The organism is uncultured Pelagibacterium sp. (genome assembly GCF_963972885.1).
GTDB classification, from domain to species: Bacteria; Pseudomonadota; Alphaproteobacteria; order Rhizobiales; family Devosiaceae; genus Pelagibacterium; species Pelagibacterium nitratireducens.
In genome coordinates this window covers 47,663-71,150 of the sequence record NZ_CAXAXY010000002.1, presented here as the reverse complement: position 1 = coordinate 71,150, position 23,488 = coordinate 47,663, and the positions used below count along the sequence as shown (strand labels likewise).

18 protein-coding genes are annotated in these 23,488 nt (G+C 60.3%); 9 read left to right on the top strand and 9 right to left on the bottom strand.

The window, feature by feature from the left end; translation table 11 throughout:
• Position 1 precedes the first annotated feature (1 nt).
• Positions 2–418 (top strand): MerR family DNA-binding protein, encoded by a 417-nt coding sequence (locus AACZ55_RS00740; protein ID WP_338609350.1) that lies wholly within the window; start codon positions 2–4, stop codon positions 416–418.
• A gap of 15 nt (positions 419–433) precedes the next feature.
• On the opposite strand, the gene AACZ55_RS00735 is transcribed toward AACZ55_RS00740, so the two are convergent.
• From AACZ55_RS00735 to AACZ55_RS00720, 4 genes are all read right to left on the bottom strand, one after another.
• Positions 434–2,662, bottom strand: a complete 2,229-nt coding sequence (locus AACZ55_RS00735) for an EAL domain-containing protein (protein ID WP_339641950.1) — start codon at positions 2,660–2,662, stop codon at positions 434–436.
• Positions 2,663–2,827: 165 nt separating this feature from the next.
• Positions 2,828–4,321 carry an aldehyde dehydrogenase family protein gene (locus AACZ55_RS00730; RefSeq protein ID WP_339641948.1) on the bottom strand — a complete coding sequence of 498 codons (1,494 nt, stop codon included), beginning with the start codon at positions 4,319–4,321 and terminating at the stop codon, positions 2,828–2,830.
• Between the two features lie 118 nt (positions 4,322–4,439).
• Positions 4,440–5,222: a DUF1365 family protein gene (locus tag AACZ55_RS00725; protein WP_339641945.1), complete on the bottom strand. Its 783-nt coding sequence runs from the start codon at positions 5,220–5,222 to the stop codon at positions 4,440–4,442.
• Complete coding sequence (locus tag AACZ55_RS00720; RefSeq protein WP_339641942.1) at positions 5,219–6,574, bottom strand: FAD-dependent oxidoreductase; 1,356 nt, start codon at positions 6,572–6,574, stop codon at positions 5,219–5,221. Before AACZ55_RS00720 ends, AACZ55_RS00725 begins: the two co-directional genes overlap by 4 nt.
• A gap of 282 nt (positions 6,575–6,856) precedes the next feature.
• Between AACZ55_RS00720 and AACZ55_RS00715 the strand changes: the two genes are divergently transcribed.
• The 5 genes from AACZ55_RS00715 to fixJ all read left to right on the top strand — a co-directional run bounded on the left by AACZ55_RS00715 (position 6,857) and on the right by fixJ (position 10,823).
• Positions 6,857–7,390, top strand: coding sequence for a sigma-70 family RNA polymerase sigma factor (locus tag AACZ55_RS00715; RefSeq protein WP_339641986.1), 534 nt, complete (start codon positions 6,857–6,859; stop codon positions 7,388–7,390).
• Complete coding sequence (locus tag AACZ55_RS00710) at positions 7,387–8,046, top strand: ChrR family anti-sigma-E factor (RefSeq protein WP_339641939.1); 660 nt, start codon at positions 7,387–7,389, stop codon at positions 8,044–8,046. The genes AACZ55_RS00715 and AACZ55_RS00710 overlap by 4 nt, the downstream gene beginning before the upstream one ends.
• 8 nt (positions 8,047–8,054) lie before the next feature.
• Positions 8,055–8,459 carry a DUF2177 family protein gene (locus AACZ55_RS00705; RefSeq protein WP_339641936.1) on the top strand — a complete coding sequence of 135 codons (405 nt, stop codon included), beginning with the start codon at positions 8,055–8,057 and terminating at the stop codon, positions 8,457–8,459.
• Between the two features lie 290 nt (positions 8,460–8,749).
• The gene (locus tag AACZ55_RS00700) at positions 8,750–10,207 is read left to right on the top strand and encodes an ATP-binding protein (protein ID WP_338609335.1); all 1,458 of its coding nucleotides are present in this window, start codon (positions 8,750–8,752) and stop codon (positions 10,205–10,207) included.
• The gene (gene fixJ / locus AACZ55_RS00695; RefSeq protein WP_338609334.1) at positions 10,197–10,823 is read left to right on the top strand and encodes a response regulator FixJ; all 627 of its coding nucleotides are present in this window, start codon (positions 10,197–10,199) and stop codon (positions 10,821–10,823) included. Before AACZ55_RS00700 ends, fixJ begins: the two co-directional genes overlap by 11 nt.
• A 175-nt stretch (positions 10,824–10,998) precedes the next feature.
• On the opposite strand, the gene AACZ55_RS00690 is transcribed toward fixJ, so the two are convergent.
• From AACZ55_RS00690 to AACZ55_RS00670, 5 genes are all read right to left on the bottom strand, one after another.
• Positions 10,999–11,646, bottom strand: coding sequence for a helix-turn-helix domain-containing protein (locus AACZ55_RS00690; RefSeq protein ID WP_338609333.1), 648 nt, complete (start codon positions 11,644–11,646; stop codon positions 10,999–11,001).
• 103 nt (positions 11,647–11,749) lie between these two features.
• Complete coding sequence (locus AACZ55_RS00685; RefSeq protein ID WP_338609332.1) at positions 11,750–12,286, bottom strand: hypothetical protein; 537 nt, start codon at positions 12,284–12,286, stop codon at positions 11,750–11,752.
• A 34-nt stretch (positions 12,287–12,320) separates the two neighbouring features.
• On the bottom strand, positions 12,321–13,715 hold the full coding sequence (gene pelG, locus AACZ55_RS00680; protein ID WP_338609331.1) for an exopolysaccharide Pel transporter PelG: 1,395 nt from the start codon (positions 13,713–13,715) through the stop codon (positions 12,321–12,323).
• Position 13,716: 1 nt separating this feature from the next.
• Positions 13,717–15,249, bottom strand: coding sequence for a GT4 family glycosyltransferase PelF (pelF, locus tag AACZ55_RS00675; RefSeq protein ID WP_338609329.1), 1,533 nt, complete (start codon positions 15,247–15,249; stop codon positions 13,717–13,719).
• A gap of 9 nt (positions 15,250–15,258) precedes the next feature.
• Positions 15,259–15,960 carry a hypothetical protein gene (locus AACZ55_RS00670; RefSeq protein WP_338609328.1) on the bottom strand — a complete coding sequence of 234 codons (702 nt, stop codon included), beginning with the start codon at positions 15,958–15,960 and terminating at the stop codon, positions 15,259–15,261.
• Positions 15,961–16,132: 172 nt separating this feature from the next.
• On the opposite strand from AACZ55_RS00670, the gene AACZ55_RS00665 reads away from it, so the two are divergent.
• Genes AACZ55_RS00665 through AACZ55_RS00655 form a run of 3 tightly spaced genes read left to right on the top strand, consistent with a single transcriptional unit; the run spans position 16,133 to position 23,404 of the window.
• Positions 16,133–17,044, top strand: a complete 912-nt coding sequence (locus tag AACZ55_RS00665; protein WP_339641929.1) for an MJ1477/TM1410 family putative glycoside hydrolase — start codon at positions 16,133–16,135, stop codon at positions 17,042–17,044.
• A complete protein-coding gene (locus tag AACZ55_RS00660) occupies positions 17,028–17,705 on the top strand; it encodes a hypothetical protein (RefSeq protein ID WP_338609326.1) in 678 nt (225 codons plus the stop codon). Before AACZ55_RS00665 ends, AACZ55_RS00660 begins: the two co-directional genes overlap by 17 nt.
• Entirely contained in the window at positions 17,702–23,404 is a 5,703-nt protein-coding gene (locus AACZ55_RS00655; protein ID WP_339641927.1) for a M10 family metallopeptidase C-terminal domain-containing protein, read from the top strand. The genes AACZ55_RS00660 and AACZ55_RS00655 overlap by 4 nt, the downstream gene beginning before the upstream one ends.
• Positions 23,405–23,488 lie beyond the last annotated feature (84 nt).

Genomic DNA, 23,488 nt, shown 5'->3' with positions numbered 1-23,488 from the left:
CTTGAACAAGCACGATGCCGAAAAGCGCGACCTGTTCGCCATCACCGATCTGGCAAACGAGTTCTCCATTTCCACCCGTGCCATACGATTTTACGAAACCAAGGGGCTCTTAAAGCCCGACCGCCTGGGGTCGACCCGGGTTTTCAGGCGGCGCGACCGCGCCCGGCTGATCCTCATTTTGCGTGGCAAGCGGCTGGGTTTCACCCTGCGCGATATCTCCGAATATCTCAGCCTTTACGATGCCGACGGCACCCGAACCGCCCAGGTCAAGCTGTTGATCGAAAAGGTCGATGAACGCCTCGAGCTGCTGCGCGCGCAATTGACCGACCTCGAAACCACAATCACCGAGTTGACCGAGATCCGCCAGCTTGCCGATGAGCGGCTGCGCAACGGAACGCCGGAGGGTGAAACGGCCTGACGCCCGGTTTACCGGTCAGGCCCGCCTGCGCCGCCCTGCCGGGGTGTGTGCATTGGCATCGAGCCAATCATCGATGGCTTTAGCGGTGAGCGGTCTGGAATAGAGATAACCCTGTTGTGCGTCGCATCCGAGCGCATCGAGGAACCGTCTCTGGGCATCGGTTTCCACACCCTCTGCAACAACACGCATATTGAGACTCTGTCCCATGCAGATTATCGCGGTTGCAACCGCCTGCGCCCCAGCGTCGCTTTCGAGCCGGTCGATGAATGCCCTGTCGATCTTGAGCTCTTTGACCGGAAGGCGGGCAATCAGCGACAGGGAGGAAAAGCCCGTCCCGAAATCGTCCATCGACAGATTGACGCCCATTTTGCTCAACGCATCGGTATTGGCCGTCACGGCAGCCGTCTGGTCGAGCATCAGGCTTTCGGTGATCTCGATGGTCAGATCGGACGGGGCAAGCCCGTGCGCGGCAAGCGTTTCACCAACCTGGGCACAAAAAGCGCCATTGCGGAACTGCTGGGCCGAGATATTGACCGAGACCGCCGGGATGTGTCGCCCCGCCGCACGCCAGTGCGCCAGTTGAGCGCAAGCTGTTCGCAGCGCCCAGAGCCCGATATCCTCGATCATCCCGATCTGCTCGGCGACCGGTATGAACCGGTCGGGACCGACCGGCCCCAACTGGGGATGGGTCCAGCGCGCCAGTGCTTCCACTCCATATATTTCTTCGCTGTTGCGATCGATCTGCGGCTGGAAGGCAAGCGAAAGCTGGCCATCGGCCAGCGCCTCGCGCAACGCAACCCCCAGTTCCAGCCGGTCGCGATTGGCCGCGTTCATTTCCGGCGAGAAGAAGTGATAATTGGCCCGCCCCGCAGCCTTGGCCCCAAACATCGCCGTTTCGCATTTGTTGACCAGCGTTTCGACATCGGTCGCATCGCCCGGATAGAGTGCAATGCCGATCGAGCCCGAAAGCGATACTGTCGTTCCGCTGATCTCGAATGGCTCCCTGAGGCTGGCCAGCAGGTCCTGGGCCGCCGCCGCGGCGCCTTCCGCCCGACAATCGTCGAGCAGGATGATGAACGCGTCCGCGCTCATCCGGGCCACCATGTCCGATGATGAGGCACGATCAAGAAGCCGCTGACTGACCGCTTCGAGCACCATATCCCCCGCAGGCAGCCCGTAGGCGTCGTTGATATCCTTGAACCTGTCGAGATCGAGACACAGGCATGCCAGCGATTTCCTGCGCAGGGGGTCACCCGCCAGGGTCTGCTCGACCCGCTGACGCATCAGCACGCGGTTGGGCAGGCCCGTCAGCGCGTCATAATAGGCAAGCCGACGGATCTGCGTCCGCGCTTCGTGCCGCTCGATCGCCATTACGCACAGACTGAGGCACGCCTCCACCAGCCGCAAATGCCATGCACTCGGTGGCCGGCGCTCCGGAAAATAGAAGGCGAAGGTCCCGGCAACGCGCCCGTCGCGCAACACCATCGGATATGACCAGCACGCCCTTAGCCCCAGCGGCAGAAAAAGATGCTTGAAATCGGTCCATAGTGGGTCGGTTTCGATATCTTCGACCACCACCGGTTCGCCCCGCCAGGCGGCGGTGCCGCAACTGCCGGTCCGGGGCCCGATTTCAAGCCCGTCGATCTGTTTCGCCACCGAGGCCGGCAGGCTCGGCGCCGCCAGAGGCCGCAGCCTACGGTTCTCGTCCACCCCCAGGATCGAACAGACCGTATCGGGCGCGAGCGCCTGCACCTGCTCGCAGATATGGCCCATGAACTCCGTGAGCGGCATGTCACGGCTCAGCGCATCGAGTGAGACGCGCTGGAAAACCTGAAGACGCTTCGATTGCGTGGTGTCGGCGAGCATGGCGATAAGATGGGTAAAATGTCCCTGGGCGTCGTGCACCGGATCGAGCCAGGCCGAAACCCAGACCGGATCGCCCGATCGCGTGCGCAACAGCAAATCGTCGCTAAATCCCCCGCCCGTATTGCCAAAGCTGCGCGCCCTTTGATGCAACCGTTCATCGATCATCGGGCCGGCCAGCAGAGACCAGGGAGCCTGTCCGGCAAAATCGTCCAGCCCATAGCCCAACAGCGCCTCGAAAGCGGGATTGAGATAGCACGGATGCCCCTCGGCATTCGAAATCAGGATAGCCCGATCAGTGCGTGTGATCGCCAGTTCGATAAGATCGAGCCGGCTCGGATTGGCGGTCAGACACCCGCCAGCGCTTCGTCCATCGTGCATTCTGCAATCCCGGATCTTGTTCCCCCGTTCGGGCGACCCTGAAGCCGTCCCGCACGAGAGAGTGTGAAGACCCAGAGATTAATGAAGCCTGTTTTTTCCCCGCTTCCCACAGAGCGACCGGCCCCAGGGTTAATCTGGCCTTGCAATGATTGGTACAAACGGCACCTAGATATCGAACCTGATCCCTTGCGCCAGCGGCAACGCGCGCGAATAATTGACCGTATTGGTCTGTCGCCGCATATAGGCCTTCCAGGCGTCCGATCCGCTCTCGCGCCCGCCGCCTGTTTCCTTTTCCCCGCCGAAAGCCCCGCCGATCTCGGCCCCCGAGGGCCCGATATTGACGTTGGCGATGCCGCAATCGGACCCCGCCGCCGAAAGGAAGGTTTCCGTTTCGCGCATATCAGTCGAAAAAATGCAGCTCGAAAGCCCTTGCGGCACATCGTTCTGCAGCGCGATGGCCTCTTCGAGCGTCTTGTAGGCCAGGACATAAAGGATCGGCGCGAAGGTCTCATGCTTGACGATGGCGCTCTGCCCGGCCATCTCGACAATGGCCGGGCGCACATAATACCCACCTTCGACAGCGTCCACCCGCTCTCCTCCGGTCACCCTGCCGCCTTCGGTCTTCGCCTTTTCCAGCGCCGCCTGCATGCCATCATAGGCTGCCTTGTCGATCAGAGGCCCAACCAGAACACCCTGTTCCAAAGGACTGCCGATCGGCAGCCTGCCATAGGCGCTCTTGAGTTTTTCGACCAATTGGTCGCGCACGTCCTCATGCACGATCAGCCGCCGCAGGCTGGTGCAGCGCTGCCCGCAGGTGCCAACCGCTGAAAAGACGATGGCCCGCACCGCATTGTCGAGGTCCGCCGATGGCGCCACGATCATCGCGTTGTTGCCGCCAAGTTCGAGAATGGTCTTACCGAACCGCTCGGCCACCTTGGGGCCAACGATCCTGCCCATTCGCGTCGACCCGGTCGCCGAAATCAACGGCACGTCTTTCGAAGCCGTCAGCGCTTCGCCCACATCGGCACCGCCAATGGCCACCTGCAAGACCCCGTCGGGCGCATCCCCGAACCGGGCCGAGGCCCTCTCGAAAATCTTCTTGACCGCCAACGCCGTCAGCGGCGTCTTTTCCGAGGGTTTCCAGATCGTGGTATTGCCGCACACCGTCGCCAGTGCAAAGTTCCACGCAAACACCGCGACGGGAAAATTGAACGCCGAGATCACCCCGGTCACCCCCAGCGGGTGCCAGGTCTCGCGCATCGAATGACCCGGACGTTCGGAAGCTATGGTCAGCCCGAACAATTGCCGCGATTGGCCCACCGCCAGATCGCAGATATCGATCATCTCCTGGACTTCCCCCAGCCCCTCCTGAAAAATCTTGCCGGCCTCAAGGGACACAAGCTTGCCCAAGGCCTCTTTGGCGTTGCGCAATTCCTCGCCGAACAGCCGGATCAACTCGCCCCGGCGCGGCGCCGGCACCAGCTTCCATTCGGCAAATGCCGATTTGGCCGTACCGATCATCTTTTCGACGTCGGCGCCCGAATGGGTCGCAACCTCCCCGATCAGCGCGCCATCGACGGGCGAATGCACCTTGAGCGACCCACCGGTCAGATCGGCGGCATCCAGCATCGCAGCTGAAAGAATCTCGGAATGGGACATCAATGTTTCCTCTTTGCATGATGTTCGACCTTCAAGGGTCGATTTGCATCAAGCTTAAAGGAAGCACCGCTTCGCTCAAAACGCCGATTGGTGATGGATCGATGAGCGGCGCTGATGCCTATTCGGCCGGCGCCGTGCCGATTACCGAATGGGAAATCTTTTCACGCGCCTTTTTATGCATGAACACCGGATTGCCCTTGAGCCAGAGCTTGAGTGCTTCCCAATGGATGCCGCCCATGATTTTCAGCGTCATCAGCGGATAGCGCAACAGCGCAGCCCCCAGACTCCTGTCGCTCAATTCCTCGCGCTTGCCGGTAAAGGCCGCATAGAGCAGCGCACCCTCGCCATCATGCTCATTGATGGCGATCTGGACCTTTTCGGCTGGCGGCGTGATCTTGAAATCATAGCGCGCCTGCATGGGCACGAAAGGCGAAACGTAGAGTTCCTTGGCGCAGGACTGCCGCACCGTCCCCCCAGCATGTTCGCCCACCGGGATCACATAGGTGTGCCGCTCGTAAAACGTGTTGCACACCTCATAGAGGATAGCCCGCACCCCCTGGCTGTCCGAACAGAAATAGACGGTGATCGGGTTAAAGACATATCCGAAAATCCGCGGATAGCAGAGCATTTCAATTCTGAGGCCTTCACCCGCGATCCCCGCATCAGCCAGCAGCCGCTCGGCCCAGCGCCGCAATCCGCCCCCCTCCCCGTCCCCATGGTCAGCATCGCGAAAGCTGAACACGCCGAACCGGTTGTGGGAAAAAAGCCTGAGCCTTTTATCGAGCGCATCGAGCCGGTCGAGATCGACGAGCAGCGAAAAAACGCGATAGCGCAGCGTATGCGCGCGCGGCCTGTGCCGCACATGCACAACCTCTCCGGCATAAATCGCGCCATCGCTCATTCGGCGGCAACCCTTTCGGTTCCGATATGGATACGGCCCGAGGCATTCTCCACCGTCCAGGGACGGTGCACCCCTGCCATATCTTCGGCCGCGGCCAGACCGGCCTGCAACCCGTCTTCGTGAAATCCCGAGCCGAAATGCGCTCCGGCAAACCACACACCGCCACGACCCTGCAGGCGCCAGAGCTCTTTTTGCGCCGCCATCGCCTTCTGATCGAAAAGCGGATGAGTATAGTCGAACGTCTCAAAGATCGTGGCCGGATCGATGTCACGGCTGGGATTGAGCGTCACGAACAGGGGGTATTTCCTGTCGATATTCTGGAGCTTGTTCATCCAGTAGGTAACGCACAACGGGCTGTCCCCGTCCCACTCGCGCTCGCCGATATAATTCCAGCTCGACCATACCGATTTGCGCTTGGGCATCAGGCGCTTGTCGGTGTGCAGCACCGCTTTGTTGTGCGTATATTCGAAGGCCCCGAGCAGTGCTCGCTCGTCGTCATCGGCGTCCGAAAGCATGGCCAGCGCCTGATCCGCATGAGTGGCGATCAAGACGTCGGTAAAGATGTCCTTGTGCCCGCGCGCATCGGTTACCGTCACTACACCCGAATGCCGCTCGATCCGGCTCACCCCGGTTGAAAGCCGCACCGTTCCCTTAAAGCCCGCCACCAACCGCGAAACATATTCCCGGCTGCCGCCCGTTACCGTCCGCCACAACGGACGGTTGTAAAGATCGAGCAACCCGTGATTGAGGAAAAATCGCACGAAGGCCTGCACTGGGTAATTGCGGATATCGGTAGCCGAAGACGACCAGATCGCCGCCGCCATGGGCAGGATATGATCCGCGATATAGCTCTCGGAATACCCGTTTTCGGCCAGATAATCGGCCAATCCGACCTGCGTTAGACTGCCATCGGCAAGAATTTCCCGGTGCGAGCGGGAAAATTTCACGATATCGGAAAGCATGCGCCAGAAGCGCGGGCGCACCACGTTCGATTTCTGCCCGATCAGCCCCAGCGGGTCCGAACAATATTCGAAAGCCCCACCATCGATCGAGGCGCCAAACGACATCCAGGAGAGCTCTGTTGCAACGCCCAGATGGTCGAACATCGCAACGAGATTGGGATAGTTCCCTTCATTGTAGACGATGAACCCGGTATCGACCGGGATCGTCTTGCCGTCATAATCGACATCGACCGTATTGGAATGCCCCCCGATCCGAGAATCGGCCTCATAGAGCGTCACATCGTGGGACTGGCTCATCAGCCAGGCGGCCGAGAGCCCGGAAATTCCGCTTCCGATCACGGCAATACGCCTGGTGCCTTTCGGTCCTTTGGGGCCAGCGTCGAGATACATGGGTCGGCTTGTCCTTGTTTGGGTTTCACTAAGGTACGAGCCAGACGCCGAAACGGATGCACGCAAAGAGAGATTTTTATTCTTGCAGCTGTGATCCGCCCCCATTGTGCGCCCGTAGATCGATGCATGACGACAGTGCTTTCAATCGATCCGGCAGCATGGCAGACTTCAAAGCCCTTGGCGGCGCAGCGTGAGTATGCTGTGCGTCCGGCCCCCAGAGGAATTGCGCGTACCGACAAGATGGCTGTCGACCCCAGTGACAAGAAGGCGCTCAATATCGTGATGCGCCAGAAACTGTTTGCAGTCGCCACGTCGCGCGACGTTGCCGCTTTTGAAGAGCTGTTCCGCTATTACGGCCCCCGGGTGCGCGCCTACATGGCCAAGCTCTCCCGCGATGGGCAGCTCGCCGAGGAATTGATGCAGGAAACAATGGTGGCGGTCTGGAACAAGGCCGCCCAATACAGCCCCGACAAGGGCAATGTCTCGACATGGATTTTCACCATCGCGCGCAACCAGCGCATCGACCACTGGCGCAAGACGAACCGTCCCGATTTCGATCCCAACGATCCCGCTTTCGTTCCCGCCGAAATCAGGCCGGCCGACGCGGCCTTCGACATGAACGAGGATGCCGACCGGCTTCACCGCGCCATGCAAAGTCTCCCCCCCGAACAGCTTGAGCTCCTAAAGCTCTCGTTCTTTGAGGAAGCGTCTCACAGTACGATCTCCGAAAAGCTCGGCCTGCCGCTGGGTACCGTCAAATCCCGCATCCGTCTGGCCTTCGCCAAGTTGCGCACCGCGTTGGAGGATCGCTCATGAGCATCGTCCACCATCTCGATGAAGAGATCCTGCTCGATCATGCCGCCGGTACGCTCGCCGAGGGCTTTTCGCTCGCCGTCGCAACCCATCTGGCCGTCTGCCCGGAGTGCCGTGAACGCTACGCCATGATCGAGGGCGCGGGCGGCGAACTGCTCGATACCATCGAACCGGCCGCGGGCGGCGATGCCGGCTGGCAGGCGGTCAAGGCCCGTATCTCCAACGCGCCCTTACCCAGCGCAAAGCCCGCGCGTCGTGGCGCCTCCGGCGGATCGGCATCTGTCCTTCCAGAACCGTTGCGCTCCTATGCCGGTTCGGACGTCGATGCCATTCGCTGGAAACCCATGCCTGGCGCCGCCCAGTTCATTATCCCCACCCGCGATGGCCGCGCGGTCGCACGTCTTTTGCGCATTCCGGCCGGCAAGCCGGTGCCCGAACACACCCATCGCGGCATGGAAATGACCCTGGTCCTCTCCGGTGCCTTTGCCGACGAAGACGGTACATTCACCCGCGGCGATATCGAGATTGCCGATGGCAGCCTGACCCATCAGCCGGTCGCCACAAACGATGCCGATTGCATCTGCCTTGCCGTCACCGAAGCCCCGCTCAAATTCAAGAGCTGGATCGTACGTCTTTTTCAGCCAATGCTGGGGATATGAGGGACCACATGCCTTACGTTATTGCCTATATCGGAACAGCCATCGTCTTTTTCGCCATCGACTATGTCTGGCTTTCGCGGGTCGCTTTCGGCTTCTATCGCGAACAGATCGGCCACGTCCTGCTCGACCAGCCCAATCTCGCGGCCGCCGGCGCCTTCTATCTGTTCTATATCGGCGGCATCGTTTACTTCGCCGTCGCCCCGGCCATGCAGTCCGGAAACTGGACCCAGGCTCTGATCGCCGGCGCCATTCTGGGCCTTGTCGCCTACGGCACCTACGACATGACCAACCTGGCAACTGTCAGGGACTGGTCGGTCATGGTCACTATCGTCGACATTGTCTGGGGCGCCGCCCTTACCGGAACGGCAGCTACCGCAGGCTATTTCGCTACGCGCCTGTTGAGCAGCAACTAAAGGCACGGGTCGGTCCTGAACGCCTCATAGCGCTTTTCGACTTCTTCGTTCACGGGTACAAGGGACCAACCAACCCCACGCGGACGGCGTGCGCGATTCAAATGCGTTTGCCCTGATGTCTGTCGAACCATCCACGACGCAACCATTCGGCCCGCTCTCGATTTCCGGTTCGGGAAAAGACGGGGACCGTTGCAGTGCCGAACACTTTATTCCCTGCTCTTTTTAAATTTACTTGCCGCTTTTCTGACAAGTTTTTAACTTGCATCGGCAAACCGGATGCATCTGATGTCATGGGGCTGCCGAGGGACATTATAATTGCCTACGTGGTTGGACTGGCAGGGCTGATCTTTGTCAGCACCCTCAAGCTGGCCATCGCACCCGTTTTCACCTCGTCGTTTAACGACCTTTTTTTTGCGCTGGCCATTCTGCTTGCCGCCGGCCTGGGTGGCATGGCGCCCGGCGTGTTCACGATGGTCCTGGCGCTGCCGCTCGTGTATTTTTTCACCGAGGAAGACCGTGCCTCCCAGAGCTCGAACCTCATCTTGTTCGCTGGTGTGGGTTTGGGCATCGCCTGGCTCGGTGGCATCCTGCGCGAGGAGCGAAACAAGGCCCTTATGGCCAGCAAGCTCCTGCAACGGCGCGAGAGCTATCTGCAGGCCATCCTCGACACCATCTCGGACGCAACCATAGCCAGCAAGCCGAGCGGAGAGATCGTTTCGTTCAACGCTGCCGCCGAGCGATTGTTCGGCTATCGCGAAAAGGTGGTGTTGACCCGCAATGTCCATATCCTGATGGCTGAAACCCATCACCCCGACAACATGGGCAACGCGGACTACCCGCCCACCGGCTTTGCCCGGTTTCTGGGCCGCAACCGGTTGCTGCGGGGCAAGCGCAGTGATGGCACCACCTTCCCCATGAGCATCGACGTGGTCAGGATAGCAACCGGCGAAGGCCTGCTGTTCATCGGCTTTGCGCGCGACATGACCGAGCGTGAGCGGGCAGCAACCCGGCTCGAACAGACCGAAGCCGAACTCGCCCGGCTTTCGCGCATGAGCGAAATGGGGGAAATGGCGTCCGCCCTTGCCCATGAAATCAACCAGCCCCTTTCGGCCATCAGCAACTACGTCCAGGGCGCCAAGCGCATGCTTGAAGTTTTCGATCCCGCCATGCTGCCCGCCTTGCGCGAGTCGCTTGCGGCGGCGGCAACTCAGGCCCTGCGTGCCGGCGACATCATCCATCATCTGCGCATTTTCATGGCGCAAGGCGAAATCGACAAGGAGATCGTCAACGTCAACACACTGATCGAGGGTGCCATGGCGCTCGCCCTGGCCGGAACCCGTGAAGACGGCATTCTCACCGAACTTGACCTGACCCCCGGACCGCTCGAGACGCTGGGCAACCCCACTCAGATCCAGCAGGTGATCGTCAACCTCCTGCGCAACGCCACCGACGCCGTGCAAACCAGCGCGCGCAAGGTGGTCACCATACGGACGCGCCGGAGCGGCAAGTTCGCGCGCATCGAACTCAGCGATACCGGGCAAGGCATTCACCCCGATTTCGGTGAAGAAATCTTCAAGGCGTTCGTAACCACAAAACGCCGCGGAATGGGGGTCGGTCTTTCGATTTCCAAGCGCATAATCGAAGCACATGGAGGCGCAATCAGTGCCCGTACCATCCCTGGCAGAGAAACCATTTTCACGTTCACCCTTCCCTTGGTCGACAGAGAGATTCAGGCCCATGACGAGTGATTTCCTGATCCATATCGTGGACGACGAAGAACCAGTTCGCCAGTCGCTATCGTTCCTGCTTGCCGCGTCGGGCTGGCGATCACGAAAATACGCTTCAGCGGCCGAGTTCCTCGATACGGCGGAAAATCTGGAGGACTCCTGCCTGATAACCGATCTGCGCATGTCGGAAATGAACGGGCTCGACCTGCTGCGGCGCTTGCGCAAGAACGGAAACACCCTGCCGGTAATCGTTGTGACCGGCCACGGAGATGTGCTGGCTGCCGTCGAGGCCATGAAGGCCGGCGCCAGCGATTTCATCGAAAAGCCATTCAGTGAAGAGGTGATCCTGTCCACCCTCAAAAGGGTTTGCGCCGCCGCACAGGAAAAAAGCCAGGTGCGTCAGCAACGCCAGGCGGCTCGTGACAAGCTGGAGTCGCTAAGCGCGCGGGAGCGCCAGGTGCTCGATGGCGTCGTCAACGGGCTCCCCAACAAGTCCATTGCTCACAATCTCGGGCTCAGTCCCCGAACGGTCGAAGTCTATCGCGCCACGATCATGACCAAGATGCAGGCCCACAGTCTCGCGGAGCTGGTCCGAATGGCCGTCGAGGGTTCCGACCACTACGCAGCGCGCGATTAGCTCGGGCGTGCTGAGATAAGGTGGACGTCACTTTATCTGAACACGCAATAAGGGCAGTCAGACATCCCCAACCTAGAGCGTTTCCAGCAAAAGTGGAAACGGTTTTGCGGTTCGGACATGCGACGAAACAAGGGTTTAGCGCCAAGGATTTGAGTCAATCAAATCCTGAACGGTTCTAGGCTCCCAGATCGAGCAGCGCCTTCCGGTCGAGCAGCAGGACATCGCGGGCGCCCACAAGCGTGATGAGCTTGAGAACCTGCAGGCGATGAATTGCGCGCGACACGGTTTCCAACGTCAGACCCAAATGGTCGGCGATATCGCAGCGCGACATCGGAAGACGAGCCCGGGCTCCCCCACTCCCCTGCCTGTCGGCAATCCCGACGAGAAATGCAGCGACCCGTTCAATGGCATTCTGGGTTCCCAGGACAAGCAGGTGCTCGTGGATGCTTTCAAGGTGGCCAAACAGCATGTCGGCAATCCGCGGATTGGCCAACTCCCTGCCATCGAGATGAAATTTCCGCGTCCCGGAATACTCGAGCGCCTCGGCATAGCATTGCCGCTCGGCGCCCGTTTCAAACCCGAAGACCTCACCGGCAAAGTGAAATCCGGTAACAAGCCGCCGGCCTTCCAGTGTTATCCGCGACACACGGACACATCCGAACTCGACGATAAATATGTCGCCGGACTCGTCCCCTTGCGCATAGATCAGCTCCTTTTCCCTGTGCCGGGTGGTGCCACCGAACTTGACGCCTCCCTGAAAGCCCAGATATCCGGCCTCTTCGATGGCCGCACCCGGATTGCGGAAGTCCCTCTGTATTAACATTTGCTTACCCCCTCTTGTGACCCCCAGTATGAGTCTTAAGCCTTTGTTAATAAATTCCGGTTCTCCCACTAGTGATTCTACGATATTGACAGCCCCATCGTTTTCAAAGGCGTGATGAATTATTGCCTTCGATCCCCGCAACGCGCCTTTCGAGCCGTTTGGCCCGGGCCGCCAACGCCTCATACTGCGCTGCAATCAGGTCCCGCTCTTTTTGCGCTTCGAAAAGCGCCTGCTCGGAACGCTGCAATAGGCGCCGGTGCCCATCCGAGATGATCCCCACAAGCACGGCGATGATCAGCCAGGCCAGAGGCGTCGTCCAGACTGCAGCGAGATACTCGAAATAGCCCTCCCCCACCACCCTTTGAGGCAGCGTTCCGCCCAGAAGGGCAAGCGCGGCAGCCATCGCCGCAGCCATGATCCCGCCCGAAGCGCCATATTGAGCGGCAATCAACGCAACGGCGAGAACCAGCGGATGGAGGGGCAATGATTGCAGATCGAACAAGCCCAGCCTTTCGACGGCAAACACACCACCGATCAGCACGGCGCCTTCAACGACCCCCACCCAATGGTTCGGAGATCCGCCGATCTTTTCGTCCGGCAGGAGCTTTGGACCGGCGCGTTTTGGAGCATGGACGTTCACTGTCGTTTTCCTTGGTTCCGGGAACAGCACAGGCCTAGCCTGCAACCGCCGGGTTATTGTCGATGAATGTAAGCCTGTTCATCACCTGGAGGGTGTTGACCATGACCCCATAGGCAAGGATCGCAGCCGCCCCCGTTGCGATCACATAGCCCAGCCCCAGGGCGTCCGGATTGGCGAGCAGCACATAGGTCAGCCCGCCATTGAGGATCAGAAAGGCAGCCTGGAGCACGAAATAGGCCCGCGCGTACTGCACAAACAGAATGACGCCCACGCAGGCGAGAAACAGGAAGTGGAACGCTGCCCCGATCAGCGCAAACCGCAACACCTGCAGCGTTTCGAGCCCAAGGCCCAAAAAGCCCACGATCCAGGGCCCGGTCAGCGCCAGAACGAGGCTGATCGTGATCTGAATGACGAAGGCCGAAAAGATCGTATTTGTGGTCTGCCATGTGATGGCGGCGCGCTGGGCATCGATATGACGGAGCGTGCCGCCCGAATGAACGATGTCGCGATACTTGCGATAGGCAGTGAAAAAATCGGTCTCCAGCCAGATCGAAACGATACTCATCAGCGGAACGATCGAGAGATAGGCAATGAACATGGGCACATCGTATCGCGGGGCGTGAATGAGCCCGTGCGCGATCGACGTGGCTTCATAAGATTGCCAGACCACCAGCTTGTCGATCCACACAGCCAGCGCACTCGAAATCCCCGCTATGGCGAAAGTGCGCGAGCGCATGGGATGGGCAATCAGCGCCGCAATGCCGTCGGTGAGCCGCCGCACCCGTCCGGGAAACGTCTGGACAATGAGCCCATGCAGAATGGCAAAGGCCAGGAACAGCCCTGCCCCAAACCCGGCAAGCAGACCCGCAACACCATATCCCAATCCGGCAAGCGACAGGCCAAGCACGACCGATACGCTCAACCCCATGGTAAAGCCCGTGGTGACCGTGACATACTGGCGGATCGCCGCGACCATGGACATGGTCAGCCAGAGCAGCGACACCTGCAAAACGCAGAAGGTCGCTGCCGTCGCCGTCGGCATGTCCAGCCTGATGACAACGAAAAACAGCACCCAGGCGAGCGCGACGGTGATCAGCGCCGCGGCCGCCAGAGCGCCAATGTAGATGCCATGCACCCGCTCGAACCGCCGCTCGAACAGCTCGGCCGAAACGCGCAGATTGAGTTCGAGCGCGATGGGAGCGGTCACGACAAGAGAAAGGGCAAAGCAATAGATGACGAGGACGCGAAACGTCGTCGTCATCTCCACGCCCACCAGCGGCCCCCCGAGCCAGGAAATCAGCGCCAGCCCGATCATGATGACGATCCATGGCCCCGCCGTGATCATGATGGCATGACCGGTCGCGATGGAATGCCCGGCCAGGTTGTTCTGGTTGCGAAGCTTCGATAGGGCAAACCCGATGCCAGCCATCTTAGACCTCACTTTTGGCGGTTGGGGAAAGATGCCGGCCATAGAGCTTGGTATAGGCCGCGGCGATGGTGTCCGAGCGGTACTGGATCCGGACCTTGGACCGCAGCGCCGCGCCCATGCGCTGGCGCGCAATGGGATTGTTGAGCAGATGGACGGCCGCTGAAACCAGTGCCCCCACATCGCCCACCGGGGCGACCATCCCCCCGATCCCCGCGACTGCGGCCTGTCCCGGACTGCCCGGGCATCCCAGGATTTCCCTGCAAGCACCGACATCGGTCGCAATGCACGGAACACCTGCCGCACCCGCTTCGAGAATGACCAGCGGCAGCGCCTCGGAAATCGAGGTGAGCATGAGAACATCTATTTCGGCCATGTAGTCGCGCACATCGACCGGACCGGTAAACGTGATAATATGGTCGAGCCCACGCTCGTTGACCGCATCGATACAACTCTGGGCATAGTCGGGATCCTCATCCATCGGCCCGATCACAAACGCCCGGAAGTCGGCCACTTTCGACGCCACTCTCTCGGCCACATCGATAAATGTCTGGATGTCCTTGATCGGCGTGATGCGGCCGATGAACGCCAGCGTGGGGCGATCTGAAACCCGGTCGGGAAGCGTGCTGAAACGGTCCACATCCACACCGTTGGGAACCACGGTGAGCTTGCGGCTGTCGGCACCCAGTGCCTGCTGAAAGGCGTTATTGTCGCCATAAAGCGCGATAACGTCGTCGGCTGCGCTATAGGCGAGACGCGCAAAGCTCTCGAAAGCATCGGCCCAGAAGTCACGGACATCCTGGCGCTCGTCTGTAAAATCGAGCCCGGTGTCGATGCTGTTGTTGATCCAGTCGGCCATCAGGATTTCGACGCGCCGCTCGTTGGAATAGATCCCGTGTTCGGTAACGATCACCGGACGGCCGGTATCATGGGCGGCACGCGCGGCAACCAGTCCCGCATAGCCCGTGGAAACCGAATGGTAGATCCGGGCCCTGGGCAGCGGGCTGACCAGGGTGCGCAACAACCCGCCGACCAACGCCCGCCACGCCCAAAAGTACGAAATGAACGCCGTTTGCGGCATGCGTCCATAGCCCTCCGAAAGCGCCTGCCAGGCCTGAGGAGAATCGAGCAGCGCCGCCACCGTGGGTCGACGTTTGGTCGGCCCGAGCTTGTCGAGCAGCGCATGAAACGCGCTGGGATCGCCATGATCGAGAATTGCTGAAAGCGTATCGGCGTACCATTGGGGCGTCATTGCCGGCCAGGCGCCGCGCTGCCCCTTGCCCTTGTCGTCAAGATACAGATGATCGATGGCGATCAGATTGGCCGGACGCCCATAGCGCGGCTCGGTCAGGGGTATGCCCGGCAAGATGGCCAGCACCGAAAAGGTCAGATCCGGATGGCTCCTGATGAGCCAGTCGATCCAGGTGGAGACCCCACCCGCCACATAGGGGTAGCACCCCTCGGCGATAAGGCATACATCGGCTTCAGGCTGGGGGTCGCGCCATGCGGGCGCAAACCAGGAGGGCATCTCCATCATCGTCAGCCCCTATGCCGCAGGCGGTGTGGCGTCATTGGCAGCAATGCCAATGCCCGGCCGATGGCGCTGGCCCGCACTGGTGCGGATCTTGGAGCGAAACAGGGCGGAAACGGCAGCAGCCTGGACGCGGACCCGCTGATCGCGGCTGCGCAGCGCCTTTTCGATCAGACTGACACCTTCTGCCGGACCATCCGCGACGATAGAGGCAAAAACCGCCTGCTTTTCGCGCATTGAGCCCGATGTGATCAGCCTGTCGACCGATTTCGGCAGCCGCGCCGCCGGCCGGACGACCTGATCGTCGCGGATCCGGTCAGCCAGGGTCACCGCCTGCTTGAGCGGCGGCGCAATGGTGTCGTACCAGCTTTGAAGATGCTCGGCGCGGACCCGGGAGGAAAGTTGCTCGTCGATCATCGCCGAGGCGGCACCGAACGGGCCGGCCACCAGCACCTGGAGCGCAAAGGACTGCATATCTCCCGAATAGATGCCACTCCGCTCGGCCACCAGGATGGTCACAAGCAGCAAGGCGCAATAGCCCAGATGCAGCAACAATGCGGTCCCCAGTTCCATATGGCCGAGCACGAGCAGGATGATTCCAACCAGCTCGGTCGCAAAAACCAGGATTTTGAGCCCGGCAAACACGGCCCGAACGACCGGACTTTCCGGTGGGGTCGCAGGTTTTGCCAGGGACGAAGTCTTGTTGGTTTGTTCCATGATGGTCACCCTGTTTCGTGTTCGGGATTCCCGAACGTCTTGGGACAGCTGAGCCGATAATGTCGTGTCCCGGCGGGCCACGAGTTGATGAATGTCAACATGGAGAGCGTCTCGCCCGCCTAGTGTCCGGTTCGCCGCGATCGGCAGATCGGGCGTATGGGAGACCTTTGACATGGGGATACGCATGGCCGGACTGGCCGCTGTCCTGGCCGCATTTCCGCTTATGCTTTCGCCGCACGCGATGGGCGGAACGGCTTCGGCACTGGCCGGGGTTCGATCCTGGACATACCAGCTCCAGGGGATCGATCTGCGTGTCCTCGCCGCCACCGATTATGATCTGGTGGTCATCGATTATTCGCGCGACGGGACGGCGGCGGGTGCGTTTTCCGCGTCCGAAATCGCCACCCTCAAGACCAAGCCCGACGGCTCACAGCGCTTCGTCCTCTCCTATCTCTCGATAGGAGAAGCTGAAGATTACCGGTTCTACTGGCAGAACGATTGGGCCCGAAATCGCCCGTCATGGCTGTTCGGCGAAAACCCCGAATGGGAAGGCAATTACGACATCCGTTACTGGGACCCGGCATGGCAGGCGACCATTTTCGGCCAGCCCACGAGCTATCTCGACCGGATCGTCGCCGCCGGCTTCGATGGGGTCTATCTGGACCGCGTCGATGCGTTCGAGCGCGACGATCCCCAACTCGGTGCCGCCGCCCGCAAGGCGGCAATGACCGCTTTCGTCAATAGCCTTGCTGCCTATGCCCGCGCCGGCAGGCCCCGGTTTCTGGTCGTGCCTCAGAATGGCGAAGAGCTCCTCAGCGATCCGTCATACCGTAGCGCCATTGACGGGCTGGCCAAGGAAGACCTGCTGTTTGGTGCCCAAGAGGACCAGCAGCCAAACAGCCTGGGGATGCTGCGCTCATCGTTGCGGCTGATCTCGCGCCTCACGGCTGAAGGCAAGCCGGTGTTTCTGGCCGAATATCTCAACTCCGCTTCCGACATTGCCCAGGTCCGCCACAACGCCGAAACGCTTGGGGTGGTATTGTTTATTGGGGACAGGGAACTCGATGATGCCCACTCTCGCTGATACCCACGCCCCCTACAGACCAGGCAGGTTTTCGGCCATTGGCCCGCTGGCCTTCATGTCGCGTATGGATCCGGCCGAGAGGACCAATATCTTCGTTGCGACAATTGTGCTCGTAACGATCGTTGCGGCGATCGCCATGCTCCCCAACACCGAGGAAAAGGCCCAGGTGCTCCTGTCCCAGGGGCGGATCGAGGAGGCAATCAGCCTTTACGAGACCAGGCGCGAAACGGCCCAGCTTAACCCTTTCGAGGCCTATTCCCTGGCCGGGCTGTATCGGGATCAGGGCAAAGCCGGCCTGCTCATCCGCCTGCTCGAAGACGAAATCGCCATCCGTCCGCAAAGCGACTGGGCGCGGCCCATGTTGGTCGATCTCTATCGGGGAGACAACACCTACGGCAATGAGGCCCGCATCCTCGCACAGATCTTCGCCCGGGCACCCACGGCCGCCGCCTATCGTCGGCTGATCGCACTGTACCGGCTCGAGGGCGACAGGACCGGTGAGCGCGCCACCATCGAACTGGGTCGCGCGAACGGGCTGGCCAGCCAGCACGATCTCGCGCGACTCGATCGGCTGAAATCAGCACTTGCGATGGATGAAACCGCCGAGTGGCGGTCGTCGGCGCGGGTTGACAACACTTCTTCTCAGGAGACAGTCCAATGACCATCACCCTTGACGGATCCCTTGCGGACTGGTCGCCCTCCGACCGGCTCGAGCGCCCCGAAACCCTTGTCGAGGGCTATGCGCTCTTTGGACGCTACGAGGACGGGGCTTACCTCATTGCACTTGAAAGCGCGGTGCCGATCGGTCCCACCACGACATTCTGGCTCAACACCGATGCCGACAGTGAAACCGGACACCAGGTCTTCGATTGGGCGGTCGGCGCCGAGTTCAACATCAATTTCGGCGACGATGGGGTCGCCCGGCTCTATTCGGGTTCGGAAGGGGCAACCCTTGTTGCCGAAATCGAGTATGTCATTGGCGCCGGGGGGATGACGCTGGAAATGAGACTGCCTCATGCGCTGGTCGGGCTCGCCGTGACCTCGCTCACGGTTTATGCGGACATAAACAATTCGGTCTTTCTGCCATCGTCATACGCAGAAGGCGGATATCTCGTCACCCAGCCCCCCGAAAGCACGTTTGACGGGCTCTTGACCGAATGGACAGGGGATCAGCGCCTCGATACCCAATCGACCCTGGTCGAAGGATACGAAATGTACGGCCGGGTCGAGCCCGAGCAATTCGTGTTCGCACTCTCGAGCGCGCAGCCGATCGGCCCGGGATCGACCTTCTGGCTCAACACCGATGGCGATGCTGCCACCGGATACCAGATCTGGGGTTGGGCTGGCGGAGCCGAGTTCAACATCAATATCGGAGCCGACGGATTTGCCCGGCTCTATTCCGGCGCCGCCGGCGAGATATTTGTCGCAGAGATCGACCATGCCTTCGGCCCTGGGGCGGCGAGCATCGAATTTACCGTTTCCAGGCAGGACCTCGGAGCGGTTCAGTCAGTGCAGATCCTGGCCGACATCAATGGCTCGGTGTTCCTGCCGCCGAATTACAGCACCGGCGGATATACGCTGGCCGAGCCGCAGACGACGAGTTTTGACGGGCTGTTGACCGAATGGACCGAGGATCAGCGTCTTGAGGCAGCCGGCACCGGCGTCGATGGCTATGAGCTGTATGGTCGGGTCGACAGTGACGACTTTGTCGTCGCCCTCAAGAGCGCCCAGCCGATCGGTCCCAACACGACCTTCTGGATCAATACCGATGGCGACGCCGCCACAGGCCACCAGATCTGGGGTTGGGCTGGCGGAGCCGAGTTCAACATCAATATCGGAGCCGACGGCATCGCCCGGCTCTATTCCGGAGCCGCCGGTGAAACATTCGTCGCCGAGATCGATCACGCCTTCGGCCAGGATGGAACCACGCTTGAGTTTGCGGTTCCAAAATCCCTGCTCGGGCCAGGCATCGAGCAGATCGCCGTGCTCGCCGATATCAACGACTCGGTGTTTCTCCCCAACAATTACGGCTTTGGCGGCTATACCATAGCGTTGCCGCCGGTCAGCGCTTTCGACGGCATCTTGAACGAATGGACCGAGAACCAGCGCCTTGAAACCCCCACCACGCACGTCGCAGGCTATGAACTCTATGGCACTGTGACCGATGACGCCTTTGTCATCGCGCTCAAGAGCGCGGTCGACATCGGACCAAACACCACATTCTGGATCGACACCGACGGTGATACGTCCACCGGCCATTTGGTCTTTGGCTGGGCGACGGGCGCCGAATTCAACGTCAATATCGGCAGCGACGGCGTCGCGCGGCTCTACACCGGCAGTGCCGGCCAGACCCTTGTCGCCGAAATCGACTTCGCGCTGGGTCCCGATTCCAGGACCATCGAGCTGGCCATTCCCAAGGCGCTCCTGGGCGAAGACATCAACAAGATCGGGCTGATGGCCGACGTCAACGATTCCGTGCACCTGCCCGCCGATTATACCCAGCCAGCCTATACGATCAGTTCACCCGTGCCGCCGGCCGGCGGAGCAAACCACAAGATCGCCATCGTCTATTCGGAGACCACCGCCGGCGCCTATTTCTCCGAAACGGCCTATTCCCAGCTGGTCATGGCGGCCCAGAGCCAGGCCATGAGCGCGGGTATTCCATTCGATCTTATCGGAGAGGCAGATCTCACAAATCTCGAATTGCTCTCGCAATACAAGGGCCTGGTGTTCCCCTCTTTCCGTAACGCTCCCGACAACTACGCCGATATTGCGGCAACGCTGAACCAGCTCGTCTACGATTATGACATGCCCATCATCACCGCCGGCGACTTCATGACAAATGCCGCCGATGGAGAGGCCCTCTCGGCCAACCCCTACGAACGCATGCAAACGCTTCTGGGGTTGACGCGTACGGGCGGCGAAAGCGGCGTCGATGTAAATCTGGTCGCCTCGGGAGACCACGAGATCACTGCCGGTTATGCCGGCGGCGCCATCCACACCTATGCCGGTGCCTCGACCTCCTATTTTTCGGCCATAGCGGCCGGCACCGTGATCGCCGAACAAATCATCAATGGCACCAGCCACGACGCGGTTATTTCCACCACCACCGGTGGGCGCAATGTCCATTTTGCGACCGAAGGCATGCTCGCTGACCACAATCTGCTCGGCCAGTCGATCGACTGGGTGACCCAGAGCCTGGACGGGCCAAAGGTTTCGCTGTCGATGAGCCGCGACAACGCACTCGTCGCCTCGCGCAATGACATGGACCAGTCCCAGGAAACCTACGATGTGGACAACGGCATCTATGACGCCATGCTGCCCATTCTCGAACAGTGGAAAGCCGACTACAACTTCGTCGGCTCCTACTACGTCAATGTCGGACTTTACGGTCCCGACCAGGAAACCAACTGGTTCATCTCGTCCTCCTACTACCAGCAGCTTCTGGCAATGGGCAACGAAATCGGATCGCACTCCTACTCTCACCCATCAGACACCAATCTCTTGCTGCCCGACGAAGTCACCCAGGAGATTCTCGATCAGCGTATCGCCGGCTATGCGGCCATGCTCGACAATCCTTCGGCTTGCTTCTGCCCCTACTGCATGCGAGACGACGCGGATCAGGCCGTCATCGATGCCCTTGCCGGCATGAGCGTCGCCCAGATCAACGCTACGTTGCAGGCCGCCCTTGGAGCTCCAGATCCGATGGCGCTCGATCCGGTTTCCAAGGCCATTCTCGAAGCCTCGTTCAAATTCCAGTTCGAAACATCCCGCCACGTGATCGAGGACAACCTCGGAATCGTCGTCGGCGGCGCAGCCGTGCCGGGCATGCCTGAGTCGATTGAGACGGCGCGTCAGATCATTCAGTACTATGACTATTTGACGGGCGGAGCCTCCCTGGTCGGCGCCGGATATCCCGGCGCTTTCGGCTATCTCTCGCCCAGCGATACCGGCAAGGTCTATCTCGCTCCCAATATGAGCTTCGATTTCACCTTGCTTGGCTGGCTGGGCCTGACGGCCGCACAGGCCGCGGCAAAATGGATCGCTGAATTTGAAGATCTGGCGATCAATTCCGACCTTCCTATCGTGGTCTGGCCCTGGCACGACTATGGCGTCACCGCTTGGGATGTCGACAACATAGGGTCATCGCCCTATGAGCTTTTCATGTTCACCGAATTCCTCAGTACCGCCCAAGCGGCCGGTTCCGAATTCGTGACGCTCGCCGATCTGGCCGCCCGTATTGCGACATTCGAGAAAACCGATCTCGCCTACGCCGTCAATGGAGATACGATCACCGTCACAGCGACGCCCCAAGCCGGAACGCTCGGAACATTTGCCGTCAATCTCGATTCCCTGGGCACCCAGACCATCCAGGCCGTCACCAACTGGTACGCCTATGACGGCAGCTCGGTCTTCCTCGATGCCGACGGCGGCACCTTCGAGATCAAGCTGGGCACGACGCGGGACGACGTAACCCACATCACCTCGATCGGTGCCCGCATGCAATTGGTCACCCTTGAAGGGGATGGCATCAACCTTGCCTTTACAATGTATGGCGAGGGGCTGGTCTCCATCGATCTGGCCAGCGTCTCCAACAGCGACTTCACTGTCTCGGGCGCTGAAGTGGTCAGTGTCATTGATGGCATCATGACCATTCGGCTCGTCGGTCTGGGCAACCACACAGTCAGTCTCACTCGGGTCGATGCCGAAAATCTCGCCCCCACTGACATCGTGCTGTCCAACATGGTCGCGATTCCCGAAATCATGCTCGATCGGGTAAAAGTTGCCGATCTGCTTGTCATCGACCCCAATCTTGATCCCGACAAACGCGACAACGTCCTCACGGTTTCCGACGATCGGTTCGAGATCGACGCGGTGGATGGCGCGCTCTACCGCAAAGCCGGTGTCGCTATCGACTTCGAAACCGAACCCGCAATCGACCTCACCATCACCGCCACCGATGGCTCGCTGGTCTTTGACAAGCAGGTTTCGATCGCGGTCTCCAATGCCAACGACACACCCCAAGGCGGCGTATTAGTAATCGGCGAGGCTGCCGAAAACCAGACGCTCAGCGCCGACACCAGCACCCTTGGCGACCCCGACGGATTAGGGGAGCTCAGCTATCAATGGCAACGCGATACAGGATCGGGATTTGGAGATATCGCCGGCGCGACGGCAGCGACCTACACGCTCACCGATGACGATGCGCAGGCTCTGGTGCGTGTTGTGGTGAGCTACATCGACCTCGGCGGCACATCCGAAAGCGTTGCCTCGGCAGCCACCGCCCCCGTGATCGACATCACGCCGTCGGTAATTCTGCCGCCCCTTACCGAAGATACCACACGCACGATCACGCCCCGTGATCTTGTTGGGTCGGCCTATACGGGCATGACCTTTGCCATCGTGGGCCTCGCCGCATCCTCGGGCACTCTGAGCGAAAACGCCGACGGATCGTGGCTGTTCATCCCCGACCTCAACGACGATACCGACGTGATCTTCACCTATTCGATCACCACCGACAGCGGAACCACCGGCTCCAGCGCCACACTTGATCTGATCGGCATGAACGACATCATGGGCACCGAAGCGGCCGACGTCTTCCCATCCCTTGGTACATCCGACCAATATCATGGTGGCGAAGGAAACGACACCATACGAGCCGCTGGGGGCAACGACATTCTGTTTGGCGATGGCGGCAACGACACAGTCTTCGGCGGTCGGGGGGACGACACCATTATCGCAACACTCGATGATGGTGATGACAGGTATAACGGCAGTGACGGCAACGACACGCTGGACTTCTCGCGCATTTCGGCCGATGTCACTGCCAAGCTCGGTGTGGGCACAGCCTTCAGCGCCCAGACAGGAACCGATAGCCTCAATACAATCGAAAACATCATCGGGGGTTCTGGAAACGACGCCCTTATCGGATCGGGTCAAGCCAATCTGCTATCGGGCGGAGACGGAAACGACATTCTGGATGGCAGAGGCGGTAAAGACATCCTCACCGGAGGCACCGGCGAGGACGTCTTCATCTTCCGCAAGATCGGCCACTCGTCGCCCGCAATCGCCACTCGCGATGTCATTACCGATTTTACCCAAGGCGACGACACGATCGATCTCACCATCATCGATGCCAATGCCACATCTTCGGGAAACCAGGCTTTCATATTCCTTGCCTCGGTCGGCGCAGCCTTTACCGGCGTCGCGGGGGAACTCAACTTCAGCTTCGAGGACTCCGAAGGCACCGAAAATGACAGGACCATCGTCGCCGGAGACGTCAACGGGGACCAGGTGGCCGATTTCAACATAGAGCTGACAGGCCTGGTCGATCTCGCGGCCGTAGACTTCATCCTCTAAACCGAAGCGGCGCCTTCTCTTCACCACCTGCTCAAGAAAAAGGGAGCTTTGAGCTCCCTTTTTCATTCCGACCGATTGCTGTTG